General features: G+C 72.3%; 14 protein-coding genes. 4 read left to right on the top strand and 10 right to left on the bottom strand.

All coding sequences use genetic code 11. The annotated features are described in order from the left end of the window. Nucleotide 1: 1 nt before the first annotated feature. Both KO717_RS26535 and hisI read right to left on the bottom strand, forming a co-directional pair. A complete protein-coding gene (locus tag KO717_RS26535; RefSeq protein ID WP_301371715.1) occupies nucleotides 2–1492 on the bottom strand; it encodes an anthranilate synthase component I in 1491 nt (496 codons plus the stop codon). Between the two features lie 15 nt (nucleotides 1493–1507). Beyond that, on the bottom strand, nucleotides 1508–1876 hold the full coding sequence (gene hisI / locus KO717_RS26530; RefSeq protein WP_030012381.1) for a phosphoribosyl-AMP cyclohydrolase: 369 nt from the start codon (nucleotides 1874–1876) through the stop codon (nucleotides 1508–1510). A gap of 91 nt (nucleotides 1877–1967) precedes the next feature. Here hisI and KO717_RS26525 point away from each other — a divergent pair, with 91 nt between their 5' ends. Next, nucleotides 1968–2600 (top strand): TIGR03085 family metal-binding protein, encoded by a 633-nt coding sequence (locus KO717_RS26525; RefSeq protein WP_301371714.1) that lies wholly within the window; start codon nucleotides 1968–1970, stop codon nucleotides 2598–2600. Nucleotides 2601–3037: 437 nt separating this feature from the next. Here KO717_RS26525 and hisF read toward each other — a convergent pair whose 3' ends face one another. The 8 genes from hisF to hisD are packed head-to-tail and all read right to left on the bottom strand — an operon-like array spanning nucleotide 3038 to nucleotide 8754. Then, nucleotides 3038–3793, bottom strand: a complete 756-nt coding sequence (gene hisF, locus KO717_RS26520; protein ID WP_030724523.1) for an imidazole glycerol phosphate synthase subunit HisF — start codon at nucleotides 3791–3793, stop codon at nucleotides 3038–3040. Next, a complete protein-coding gene (locus tag KO717_RS26515) occupies nucleotides 3790–4191 on the bottom strand; it encodes a RidA family protein (RefSeq protein WP_301371713.1) in 402 nt (133 codons plus the stop codon). Before KO717_RS26515 ends, hisF begins: the two co-directional genes overlap by 4 nt. Further along, nucleotides 4188–4919, bottom strand: coding sequence for a bifunctional 1-(5-phosphoribosyl)-5-((5-phosphoribosylamino)methylideneamino)imidazole-4-carboxamide isomerase/phosphoribosylanthranilate isomerase PriA (gene priA / locus KO717_RS26510; protein ID WP_301371712.1), 732 nt, complete (start codon nucleotides 4917–4919; stop codon nucleotides 4188–4190). Before priA ends, KO717_RS26515 begins: the two co-directional genes overlap by 4 nt. Further along, complete coding sequence (hisH, locus tag KO717_RS26505) at nucleotides 4919–5569, bottom strand: imidazole glycerol phosphate synthase subunit HisH (protein WP_301371711.1); 651 nt, start codon at nucleotides 5567–5569, stop codon at nucleotides 4919–4921. Before hisH ends, priA begins: the two co-directional genes overlap by 1 nt. Continuing rightward, nucleotides 5566–5733, bottom strand: a complete 168-nt coding sequence (locus KO717_RS26500; protein ID WP_030855494.1) for a hypothetical protein — start codon at nucleotides 5731–5733, stop codon at nucleotides 5566–5568. The genes hisH and KO717_RS26500 overlap by 4 nt, the downstream gene beginning before the upstream one ends. 2 nt (nucleotides 5734–5735) lie before the next feature. Beyond that, a complete protein-coding gene (gene hisB / locus KO717_RS26495) occupies nucleotides 5736–6329 on the bottom strand; it encodes an imidazoleglycerol-phosphate dehydratase HisB (RefSeq protein WP_030009963.1) in 594 nt (197 codons plus the stop codon). Beyond that, nucleotides 6326–7435, bottom strand: coding sequence for a histidinol-phosphate transaminase (locus KO717_RS26490; RefSeq protein ID WP_301371710.1), 1110 nt, complete (start codon nucleotides 7433–7435; stop codon nucleotides 6326–6328). The genes hisB and KO717_RS26490 overlap by 4 nt, the downstream gene beginning before the upstream one ends. After that, nucleotides 7432–8754, bottom strand: a complete 1323-nt coding sequence (hisD, locus tag KO717_RS26485) for a histidinol dehydrogenase (protein ID WP_301371709.1) — start codon at nucleotides 8752–8754, stop codon at nucleotides 7432–7434. The genes KO717_RS26490 and hisD overlap by 4 nt, the downstream gene beginning before the upstream one ends. Nucleotides 8755–8889: 135 nt before the next feature. Between hisD and KO717_RS26480 the strand changes: the two genes are divergently transcribed. The 3 genes from KO717_RS26480 (at nucleotide 8890) to ybaK (ending at nucleotide 11824) form a co-directional block, all read left to right on the top strand. Further along, the gene (locus KO717_RS26480) at nucleotides 8890–10485 is read left to right on the top strand and encodes an oxidoreductase (RefSeq protein WP_437184584.1); all 1596 of its coding nucleotides are present in this window, start codon (nucleotides 8890–8892) and stop codon (nucleotides 10483–10485) included. 96 nt (nucleotides 10486–10581) lie between these two features. After that, nucleotides 10582–11319: an LON peptidase substrate-binding domain-containing protein gene (locus tag KO717_RS26475; protein WP_301371708.1), complete on the top strand. Its 738-nt coding sequence runs from the start codon at nucleotides 10582–10584 to the stop codon at nucleotides 11317–11319. 10 nt (nucleotides 11320–11329) lie between these two features. After that, complete coding sequence (gene ybaK, locus KO717_RS26470) at nucleotides 11330–11824, top strand: Cys-tRNA(Pro) deacylase (RefSeq protein WP_301371707.1); 495 nt, start codon at nucleotides 11330–11332, stop codon at nucleotides 11822–11824. The last annotated feature ends 210 nt before the right edge of the window (nucleotides 11825–12034 follow it).

The raw sequence follows: 12034 nt of genomic DNA, 5'->3' as shown, positions 1-12034 counted from the left end.
CTCAGGAGCCGTGGAGGCGGTTCGCCGCTCCCACCGCGCGCAGCACGGCGGCCGCCTTGTTCCGGCACTCGTTGTCCTCCAGCTCGGGCACCGAGTCCGCGACGACACCGGCTCCGGCCTGCACGTACGCCGTGCCGTCACGCAGCAGTGCGGTGCGAATGGCGATGGCCGTGTCGGAGTCCCCGGCGAAGTCCAGGTAGCCCACGCAGCCGCCGTAGAGGCCGCGGCGGGAGGGCTCCAGCTCCTCGATGATCTGCATGGCGCGGGGCTTGGGCGCGCCGGAGAGGGTGCCGGCCGGGAAGCAGGCGGTGAGCACGTCGAAGGCGGTCTTCCCCTCGGCCACGCGCCCCGTCACGGTGGAGACGATGTGCATGACGTGGGAGTAGCGCTCGATCGACATGAAGTCGACGACCTCCACCGATCCCGGCTCGCAGACCCGGCCGAGGTCGTTGCGGCCCAGGTCGACGAGCATCAGGTGCTCGGCGCGCTCCTTGGGGTCGGCCATCAGCTCGTCGGCGAGGTCGTTGTCCTCCTGCGGGGTCGCGCCGCGGTGGCGGGTGCCGGCGATCGGGTGGACCATGGCCCGCCCGTCCTCGACCTTGACCAGCGCCTCGGGGCTGGAGCCGACCACGTCGAAGCCGTTCTCGAAGCGGAAGAGGTACATGTACGGGGACGGGTTGGTGGCCCGCAGCACCCGGTAGACGTCCAGCGCGGAGGCCTGGCAGGGGGTCTCGAACCGCTGCGAGGGCACCACCTGGAAGGCCTCGCCGGCCCGGATGCGCTCCTTGATGTCCTCGACGGCCGCCTGGTACTTCTCGCCGCCCCAGAGGGCTGAGAACTCGGGCAGCTCGGAGGCGGGCAGCGCGGCCGGCACGTAGGGGGCGGGCCGCGCGAGGTCGGCCTCCATCGCGTCGAGGCGGGCCACGGCGTCCGCGTACGCCTCGTCGACCCCGGAGTCGAGGTCGTTGTGGTTGATGGCGTTGGCGATGAGCTGGACGGTGCCGTCCCAGTGGTCCAGGACCGCCAGGTCCGAGGTGAGCAGCATCGTCAGCTCGGGCAGCTCCAGGTCGTCGGCGGTGTGCTCGCCGATGCGCTCCAGGCGGCGGACGATGTCGTAGCCGAGGTAGCCGACCATGCCGCCGGTGAAGGGAGGCATGCCGCCCGCGAGGTCGCGGGGGGTGTGCAGGGCCTCGACGGTGGCGCGCAGGGCGTCGAGGGGGTCGCCGTCGGTGGGTACGCCGACGGGCGGCGTGCCGATCCAGTGCGCCCGGCCGTCCCGGGCGGTCAGGGTGGCGTCGCTGCGGACCCCGATGAAGGAGTACCGGGACCAGGAGCGCCCGTTCTCGGCGGACTCCAGGAGGAAGGTGCCGGGGCGTTCGGCTGCCAGCTTGCGGTAGAGCCCGACGGGGGTGTCCCCGTCGGCCAGCAGCTTGCGGCTCACGGGGATGACGCGGCGGTCGGCCGCGAGCTTGCGGAACGTCTCAAGATCCATTTCGGGGGACCCTACCTAGTCGGCTGCGCGGAGGAGGACATCTTCGTCGAAACAGGTGCGCGCCCCGGTGTGGCAGGCCGCTCCGACCTGGTCCACCTGGACGAGCACGGTGTCGGCATCGCAGTCGAGCGCGACGGATTTCACGTGCTGGAAGTGACCGGACGTGTCCCCCTTCACCCAGTACTCCTGGCGGCTGCGGGACCAGTAGGTGCAGCGGCCGGTGGTCAGGGTGCGGTGCAGGGCCTCGTCGTCCATCCAGCCGAGCATGAGCACCTCACCGGTGTCGTACTGCTGGGCGATGGCCGGGACCAGGCCGTCGGCGGAGCGCTTGAGGCGCGCGGCGATGGCGGGGTCGAGGTTGCCGGGGCGGGGGGACGTACTCATGTGGACATTGTGCCGGGCCGGAGCAGGGGTGTTGATCCCCGTCCGCCTGATGGGCGGGTGTTCGGCGGGTTCCCGCCGTAGGCTGGCCCGCATGTCTACCCATGCGAAGCGTGAACGTCTGCTCCTGGCGGACCTGTTGGAGGCGGCCGGCCCGGAGGCCCCCACGCTGTGCGCCGGCTGGACCTGTCGCGAGCTGGCCGCGCACGTGGTGGTCCGCGAGCGGCGGCCGGACGCGGCGGGCGGCCTGCTGCTGAACGTGCTGAAGGCCCGCCTGGACAAGGTCATGGAGGAGTACACGGCCAAGCCGTACGAGGAACTGATCCAGCTGATCAGGACCGGCCCGCCGAGGATGTCGGTGTACGCGCTGAAGCAGATCGACGAGGCGGCGAACGCGGTCGAGTTCTACGTCCACGCGGAGGACGTCCGCCGGGCGCAGCCGGACTGGTCCCCGCGGGAGCTGGACCCGGTCTTCTCCGACGCCCTGTGGTCCCGGCTGGAGAAGCTGGCCCGCCTGACGGGCCGGCGCTCGCCGGTGGGCCTGGTACTGAGGCGTCACGACGGGCGGACGGCGGTGGCGCGCAAGGGCGCGCCGGTGGTCACGGTGACGGGCGAGCCGGGGGAGCTGACGCTGTTCTGCTTCGGCCGTCAGGCGGCGGCGTCGGTGACGCTGGACGGCGAGAAGGAGGCCGTGGCCAAGCTGACGGTGGCGTCCCTGGGCATCTGACCCCGCCGTTGCCCTGGCCGGGCGGTGCGTTTCGGGTGCGGCCCGGTGGTCGCGCCTCAAGCGCCGGCGGGGCTGGGTTGGGCACGGTTGGGCGGGGTCGGGTCCGGGGGGTGGGGGTGCGGGGCCGCCGGGGGGTGTCTCCTCGGCTCGCGCGTGACGGGCCATCTCGGCCGTACCCGGTGGTTGCACGCTCGTCCTGCGGGGACACCCCCCACCGTCCCCGCACCCCCACCCCGGCCGAGCCCCTCCGCCGTGGGGTGGGGACACTCCGGGGGCTCCCCGCAGGACGAGCGCGCAACCCAGGCCGCACGGCACAACCACGGCCGCCTGGCGCGAGCCGAGGAGAGCCCCCGGAGGGGCACCACCCCACGCCGAAGCCGAACCCAGCCCCGCCGGCGTTTGAGGCGCGGCGACCGGGCCGCACCCGGAAGACGGGATCAGCGAACGGGGTGGCCCGCTTCGCGGAGGGCGGACTTGACCTCCGCGATGCGCAGGTCGCCGAAGTGGAACACCGACGCCGCGAGCACGGCATCCGCACCCGCCTCGATCGCCGGGGCGAAATCGGCGAGGCGGCCCGCGCCGCCCGAGGCGATCACCGGGACGGTGACGTGCTTGCGTACCGCCGCGATCATCTCGACGTCGTAGCCGTCCTTGGTGCCGTCCGCGTCCATCGAGTTGAGCAGGATCTCGCCCGCGCCCAGTTCGGCCGCCCGGTGCGCCCACTCGACCGCGTCGATGCCGGTGCCCTGGCGGCCGCCGTGCGTGGTGACCTCGAAGGTCCCGGCCGCCGTGCGGCGCGCGTCCACCGACAGGACGAGGACCTGGCGGCCGAAGCGCTCCGCGATCTCCTGGATCAGCTCGGGGCGGACGATGGCGGCCGTGTTCACGCCCACCTTGTCCGCTCCCGCCCGGAGGAGTTTGTCGACGTCGTCGGCCGTCCGGACGCCGCCGCCCACCGTGAGGGGGATGAAGACCTGCTCGGCGGTGCGGCGCACCACGTCGTACGTGGTCTCGCGGTTCCCGGAGGACGCGGTGATGTCGAGGAAGGTCAGCTCGTCGGCGCCCTCGGCGTCGTACAGCTTGGCCATCTCCACCGGGTCACCCGCGTCGCGCAGGTTCTGGAAGTTGACGCCCTTGACGACCCGGCCGTTGTCCACGTCGAGGCAGGGGATCACGCGTACGGCGAGGGTCATTCCGCCACCGCCTTGAACGCCTCGACCTCCACCTCGACGACCATGCTGGGGTCGACGAAGCCGGAGACGATGAGCATGGTCGCGGCCGGGCGGACCGCGTCGAAGAGTTCCTTGTGGGCGCGGCCCACCTCGTCCACGTCCCGGGCGTGCGTCAGGTACAGGCGGGTGCGCACGACGTCCTCGGGGCCGAGGCCCGCCTGGGCGAGGGCCTTGAAGGCGACGTCGAAGGCGGCGACGGTCTGGTCGTACGGGCCGCCCGCGTCGGCCGCGGTGCAGCCGGAGACCAGGACCAGGCCGTTGGAGAGGGCCACGGCGCGCGAGTAGCCGATGACGTCCTCGTAGGCGCCGCCGGAGGAGATGCGGCGTACGCCGGCCGTGGAGTGGGAGGGGTTGCTCATGCGGAGACCACCTTCAGGGCTTCTTCCAGGGTGAAGGCCTTGGCGTACAGGGCCTTGCCGACGATCGCGCCCTCGACGCCCAGCGGGACCAGCTCGGACAGCGCCCGCAGGTCGTCGAGCGAGGAGATGCCGCCGGAGGCGACGACGGGCCGGTCGGTGGCGGCGCAGACGTTCTTCAGCAGCTCCAGGTTGGGGCCGGTCAGGGTGCCGTCCTTGCCGATGTCGGTGACGACGTACCGGGCGCAGCCCTCGGAGTCCAGGCGGGCGAGGGTCTCGTAGAGGTCGCCGCCCTCGCTGGTCCAGCCGCGGCCCTTGAGGGTGGTGCCGCGGACGTCGAGGCCGATGGCGATCTTGTCGCCGTGCTCGGCGATGGCCTTGGCGGCCCACTCGGGGGTCTCCAGGGCGGCGGTGCCCAGGTTGACGCGGGTGCAGCCGGTGGCGAGGGCCGCGGCGAGCGTGGCGTCGTCGCGGATGCCGCCGGAGAGCTCGACCTTGATGTCCATGGCGCGGGTGATGTCGGCGACGAGGGCGCGGTTGTCGCCGGTGCCGAAGGCGGCGTCCAGGTCGACCAGGTGCAGCCATTCGGCGCCGGAGCGCTGCCAGGCGAGGGCCGCCTCCAGCGGGGAGCCGTAGGAGGTCTCGCTGCCGGACACCCCGTGCACGAGGCGGACGGCCTGTCCGTCGCGGACGTCGACCGCGGGCAGGAGTTCGAGCGTGGGTGCGGTCATCACAGGGTCTCGATCCAGTTGGTGAGGAGCTGGGCGCCGGCGTCGCCGGACTTCTCGGGGTGGAACTGCGTGGCCCACAGGGCCCGGTTCTCCACCGCCGCCACGAAGCGCTCGCCGTGGGTGGCCCAGGTGACCTTGGGGGCGCGGATCAGCGGGTTGGTGATCTCCAGGGTCCAGTCGCGCGCCGCGTAGGAGTGCACGAAGTAGAACCGGGCGTCGGCGTCCAGGCCCTTGAAGGCCTGGCTGTCGGCCGGTGCCTCGACGGTGTTCCAGCCCATGTGCGGGACGATCGGGGCCCTGAGCGGGCCGACCGTGCCGGGCCACTCGTCCAGGCCCTCGGTCTCGACGCCGTGCTCGATGCCGCGCTCGAAGAGGATCTGCATGCCGACGCAGATGCCCATGACCGGGCGGCCGCCGGAGAGCCGGCGTCCGATGATCCAGTCACCGCGGGCGTCCTTGAGGCCCTGCATGCAGGCGGAGAAGGCGCCGACGCCGGGGACGAGGAGTCCGTCGGCGTCCATGGCCTTGTCGTAGTCGCGGGTGATCTCGACGTTCGCGCCGACGCGGGCGAGGGCCCGCTCGGCGGAGCGGACGTTTCCGAAGCCGTAGTCGAAGACGACGACGTTCTTGGTGGGGCGGACTGCGCTCATTCCCAAATTCCCTGGATTCGCAGGACTCCGGCGGCGAGGCACATCGCGGAGGCGAGGGCCAGCAGGATGATGACCGATTTGGGCATCTGCTGCTTCTGGAAGGAGTAGACGCCCCCGGCCAGGAACAGGCCGAGGACGATCAGGATGGTGTTCAGGCCGTTCACGGCTAGAGGGCGCCCTTCGTGGAGGGCAGGATGCCGGCCGCGCGCGGGTCGAACTCGGCGGCGTAGCGCAGGGCCCGGGCGAGGGCCTTGAACTGGCACTCCACGATGTGGTGGGCGTTGCGGCCGTACGGGACGTGGATGTGCAGGGCGATCTGGGCCTGCGCGACGAAGGACTCGAAGATGTGCCGGGTCATCGTCGTGTCGTAGGTGCCGATCATCGGCGCCATGTTCTCGGGCTCGGTGTGCACGAGGTAGGGGCGGCCGGACAGGTCGACGGTCACCTGGGCGAGGGACTCGTCGAGCGGCACGGTGCAGTTGCCGAAGCGGTAGATGCCGACCTTGTCGCCGAGGGCCTGCTTGAAGGCGGCGCCCAGCGCGAGTGCGCTGTCCTCGATGGTGTGGTGGCTGTCGATGTGCAGGTCGCCCTCGGTCTTGACTGTGAGGTCGAAGAGGCCGTGGCGGCCGAGCTGGTCGAGCATGTGGTCGTAGAAGCCCACGCCCGTCGAGACGTCGACCTGGCCGGTGCCGTCGAGGTTTATCTCGACGACGACCGAGGTCTCCTTGGTGGTCCGTTCGACCCGTCCGATGCGGCTCATGCGTGCTGCTCCTTCTTCAGTGCGCGAACCGCTTCCAGGAACGCGTCGTTCTCCGCCGGGGTGCCCGCGGTGACCCGCAGCCATCCCGGTACGCCGTTGTCCCGGACCAGGACGCCCTGGTCGAGGATCTTCTGCCAGGCGGTGTGCGAGTCCTGGAACTTCCCGAACTGGATGAAGTTCGCGTCGGAATCGGTGACCTCGAAGCCGATGGCCCGCAGTTCGGTGACCAGGCGGTCGCGCTCGGCCTTGAGCTGCTCGACGTAGCCGAGCAGGGTGTCGGTGTGTTCCAGGGCGGCCAGTGCGGTGGCCTGGGTGACGGCCGACAGGTGGTACGGCAGGCGCACCAGCTGGACGGCGTCGACGACGGCGGGGTGCGCCGCCAGGTAGCCCAGGCGCAGACCGGCCGCGCCGAAGGCCTTGGACATGGTCCGGGAGATCACCATGTTGGGGCGGCCCTCGATGAGGGGCAGCAGCGAGTCCCGGTGGCTGAACTCCACGTAGGCCTCGTCGACGATGACGAGGGAGGGCTTGGCCGCCTGCGCGGCCTCGTAGAGGGCGAGGACCGTCTCGGCCTCGACCGCGGTGCCCGTGGGGTTGTTCGGCGAGGTGATGAAGACGACGTCGGGGGCGTTCTCGGTGATCGCCTGCTCCGCCGCCTCCACGTCGAGGCGGAAGTCCTCGCGGCGCGGGCCGGAGATCCAGCCGGTGCCGGTGCCGCGGGAGATCAGCGCGTGCATCGAGTAGGAGGGCTCGAACCCGAGCGCGGTGCGGCCGGGCCCGCCGAAGGTCTGCAGCAGCTGCTGGATGACCTCGTTGGAGCCGTTGGCGGCCCATACGTTCTCGCGCGCGACCGGGTGCTTGCCGGTACGGGTGAGGTAGGCGGCCAGCTGGGTGCGCAGCTCGACCGCGTCCCGGTCGGGGTAGCGGTTGAGGGTGCGGGCCGCCTCGGCGACGCGCTCGGCGATGCGCCGTACGAGCTCCTCGGGCAGCTCGTACGGGTTCTCGTTGGTGTTCAGCTGGACGGGCACGTCGAGCTGCGGGGCGCCGTACGGAGACTTGCCGCGCAGCTCGTCCCGGATGGGCAGGTCGTCGATGCCGAAGCTCACTGGGTGGGCACCTTCCATCCGAAGCGCGCCTTCAGGGCGGCGCCGTGCGCGGGCAGGTCCTCGGCCTCGGCCAGCGTCACCACGTGGTGGGTGACCTCGGCGAGGGCGTCCCGCGTGTAGTCGACGATGTGGATGCCGCGCAGGAAGGACTGCACGGACAGGCCGGAGGAGTGGCAGGCGCAGCCGCCGGTGGGCAGCACGTGGTTCGAGCCGGCGCAGTAGTCGCCGAGCGAGACCGGAGCCCACGGGCCGACGAAGATCGCGCCGGCGTTGCGTACGCGGGCGGCCCAGGCTGCGGCGTCGGCGGTCTGGATCTCCAGGTGCTCGGCGCCGTACGCGTCGACGACCTTGAGGCCGTCCTCCAGGCTGTCGACCAGCACGATCGCGGACTGCTTGCCGGCGAGGGCGGGCTTGATCCGGTCCTCGACGTGCTTGGTCGCGGCGACCTGCGGCCCCAGCTCCTTCTCGACGGCGTCCGCGAGCTCCGCGGAGTCCGTGACGAGCACGGCGGCGGCCAGCGGGTCGTGCTCGGCCTGGCTGATCAGGTCGGCGGCGACGTGCACCGGGTCGGCCGTGGAGTCGGCGAGGACGGCGATCTCGGTCGGGCCGGCCTCGGTGTCGATGCCGATCTTCCCGGTGAAGTAGCGCTTGGCGGCGGCGACCCAGATGTTGCCGGGGCCGGTCACCATGTTGGACGGAAGGCAGTCCTCGGTCCCGTACGCGAACATCGCGACGGCCTGCGCACCGCCCACCGCGTACACCTCGTCCACGCCGAGCAGCGCGCACGCGGCGAGGATCGTCGGGTGCGGCAGACCGCCGAACTCCTTCTGCGGCGGGGACGCGAGCGCGATCGACTCGACGCCCGCCTCCTGGGCCGGTACGACGTTCATGACGACGGAGGACGGGTAGACCGAGCGGCCGCCCGGGGCGTACAGCCCCACGCGCTCCACGGGAACCCACTTCTCGGTCACGGTGCCGCCGGGGACCACCTGGGTGGTGTGCTCGGTGCGGCGCTGGCCCCGGTGCACGATCCGGGCGCGCCGGATCGACTCCTCCAGGGCGGCGCGGACGGCCGGGTCCAGCTGTTCCAGGGCGGCCTTGATGGCCTCCGCGGGTACCCGGACCTGCGAGAGCTCGACCCCGTCGAACTTCTGCGCGTACTCGATCAGCGCCGCCGTGCCACGATGATGGACGTCCTCGCAGATGGGCCGCACCTTCTCCAGGGCAGCTTCTACGTCGAACTCGGCACGGGGCAGCAGGTCGCGCAGGGCGCCGCCCTCGGGGAGGGCGTCACCGCGCAGGTCGATACGAGAGATCACCTCACAATTCTCTCAGACCGCTTCGCGCCACCGTCCGCCCGTATCACTGGCTGATACAGGCCCCGGACGGCCCCGGATGTCACAGGCGCCCGATAGCGTTCCCCTACACGTAGATGACAGCGGAGGGGGGCCGCCGTGACCGAGGCGCGCACGGAAGAGGAACCGGCGGATCTCACCGCTTCGGAACGCCGCATGTGGGACGCGTACCGCACGGGCAGCATCTGCGATCTCAGCACCCGCGCCGCCGACCGGGACGATCCGCACGCCGAGCATGTCTGGGGGCCCGAGCGCAGCGTGCGCGCCCGGGTGGTCGCCCGGCTGCTGCTGCACGGGCCGCCGCCGGTGCCGGGCCGGGTGGCCTCCCTCAAGCTGCGCGGGGTGCGGATCAGCGGGCGGCTGGAACTGTCCGGCGGTGCGGTGGCCCCGTACGTGGAGCTGCAGTCCTGCCGCTTCGACAGCGAGATCCAGCTGTCCGAGGCCCGCTTCGGCACGCTGCGCCTGATCAACTGCGCGATACCGCGGCTGGAGGCCGCCCGGCTGCACACCGAGGGCGATCTGCACCTGCCGCGCTGCCGGGTGGCGCGCGGGATCCGGCTCACCGACGCGCAGATCGGTACCGATCTGCTGGTCAGCCAGGCCGTGGTGCAGCGGGACAACAAGGGGCGGGCGATCGCCGCGGACGGGATGTCCGTCGCGCAGGACTTCCAGGGCGAGCTGCTGGAGACGTACGGGGAGATGAGCCTGCGGGGGGCGAAGGTCGGCGTGTCGATGAACCTGCGCGGTGCCCGCCTGCGCAACCCGTACGGGCGGTACGCACTGAACGCCCCGCAGCTGACGGTCGAGCGCACCCTGTACCTGACCTCCATCGCGCTGGACTACGCGGCGGGCGTGGGCTCGTCCACTCCCCCGTACGGGCTGGCGGCGACGCCCACGCGCGGTCAGCGGGCCCAGCGCTTCGAGTGCCGGGGCGGGCTGCGGCTGGACGACGGCCGCTTCGGGGACGCCATCGACTTCTACGGCGCCCGGTTCACGCTCACCGACGAGCAGGAGATATCCCTGCGCCGGATCCAGACCCCCGAGTTCCGTTTCGTGGGCGAGCGGCCGGAGCACGGGCGGGTGGTGGTGTCCGGGGCCAAGGTGGTCAAGCTCGTCGACACCTCCACGAGCTGGCCGGGCCCGGGCGGGGTGTCCATCGAGGGCTTCGTCTACGAGAACCTGGCACCCCGGGGCCATTTCCCGCTCTCCCGCCGCCTGGAGTGGGTGGAGGCGGCGACTCCCGAGTACTCGCCGGAGCCGTACGAGCGGCTGGCCGCCGTACTGCGGGCCAGCGGCGAGGACCAGGACGCCCGCGAGGTGCTGCTGGCCAAGCAGCGGCGGCGCCGGGCCACACTGCCGCCGGGGCCGAAGGCGTGGGGGTACCTGCAGGACTGGACGGTGGTCTACGGCTACCGGCCGGGCCGGGCCGCGCTGTGGATGGCGGTGCTGTGGGCGGCGGGGACGCTGCTGTTCTCGCAGCTCCACCCGCCGGCGATCAAGGAGGACGAGCACCCGCAGTGGAGCGCCGCCCTGTACGCGCTGGACCTGCTGCTCCCGGTGATCGACCTCGGCCAGCAGGGCCAGTGGAAGCTGGAAGGCGGCTGGCAGTGGGGGGCCGCGGGCCTGGTCGTGATGGGCTGGATCCTGGCCACGACGGTGGCGGCGGGGGCCTCCCGGCTCCTGCGGCGGGGGTGACGGCGGCGGGGGTCGTCCGGCGGATCGGGCACGTGACACCGTCCGCCCCTCAAACGCCGGACACCCTCGGTGGTCCGGGCGATTACCCTGTGCCTCGTGACCACCGTTCGCCTGCCCCTCTTCCCGCTGAATTCGGTGCTGTTCCCGGGACTCGTCCTCCCGCTGAACATCTTCGAGGAGCGTTATCGCGCCATGATGCGCGAGCTGCTGAAGACGGGCGAGGACGAGCCGCGCCGTTTCGCGGTCGTCGCGATCCGCGACGGCCGGGAGGTCGCGCCGACCGCACCCGGCCTGCCGGACCAGACGTCCCTGCCCGAGCGGGGCCCGGCGGCCGGCTTCGGCCCCGACCCCATCCAGGCCTTCCACCGGGTGGGCTGCATCGCCGACGCGGCGACCGTCCGGGAGCGGGAGGACGGCAGCTTCGAGGTCCTGGCGACCGGTACGACGCGGGTCCGCCTGGTCTCGGTCGACGCCTCGGGCCCCTTCCTGACGGCGGAGCTGGAAGAGCTCCCGGAGGACGCGGGCGACGGCGCGGGAGTCCTGGCCGAGGGGGTGCTGCGGGCCTTCCGCAACTACCAGAAGCGGCTGGCCGGGGCCCGCGAGCGGTCCCTGACGGGCGCGGAGCTCCCCGACGAGCCGTCGGTGGTCTCCTACCTGGTGGCCGCGGCGGCGGTGCTGGACATCCCGGCGAAGCAGCGGCTGCTCCAGGCCCCGGACACCGCGACCCGGCTGGCGGAGGAGCTGAAGCTGCTGCGCACGGAGACGGCGGTGATCCGCCACCTCCCGTCCCTGCCGGCGGTGGACCTGACCCGTACCCCGACGAGCCCGAACTGAGCGCACCCCGATGGCGAAGAAGTCCAAGCAGGCGGCAGGTACCCCGGCGATCGTCGCCCTGACGGCGGCGGGCGTCGCGTTCACGACGCACGCGTACGAGCACGACCCGGCCCATCCCTCGTACGGGGAGGAGGCGGCGCAGGCGCTCGGCGTCTCGCCCGCCCAGGTCTTCAAGACCCTGGTCGCGGACGTGGACGGCGTCCTGACGGTGGCGGTGGTCCCGGTCTCGGGATCACTGGACCTCAAGGCCCTGGCGACGGCGGTCGGCGGCAAGCGTGCGGCGATGGCCGATCCGGCCCTGGCGGAGCGCACCACGGGCTACGTCCTCGGCGGCATCTCCCCGCTGGGGCAGCGCAAGCGGCTGCGTACGGTGATCGACACTTCGGCCTCGGCGCACCCCACGATCTGCTGCTCGGCGGGCCGCCGCGGCCTGGAGATCGAACTCTCCCCGTCGGACCTGACCACCCTCACGGCCGCCACCCTGGCCCCGATCGCCCGCGCGTAGCCCGGCCGGCGTTCGAGGCGCGGGGTCCGGGGCGGAGCGCCGCTCTCTCAGCCCGGCCGGCGTTCGAGGCGCGGGGTCCGGGGCGGAGCCACGCTCTCTCAGCCCCGCCGGCGATTGAGGCGCGAGTCCGGGGCGGAGCCACGCTCTCTCAGCCCCGCCGGCGATTGAGGCGCGAGTCCGGGGCGGAGCCACGCTCTCTCAGCCCCGCCG

Origin of the sequence: Streptomyces xanthophaeus, assembly GCF_030440515.1 — a bacterium.
Taxonomy (GTDB): domain Bacteria; phylum Actinomycetota; class Actinomycetes; order Streptomycetales; family Streptomycetaceae; genus Streptomyces; species Streptomyces kutzneri.
The sequence above is the reverse complement of the archived record's forward strand: the minus strand, read 5'-3'. Positions and strand labels throughout refer to the sequence as shown.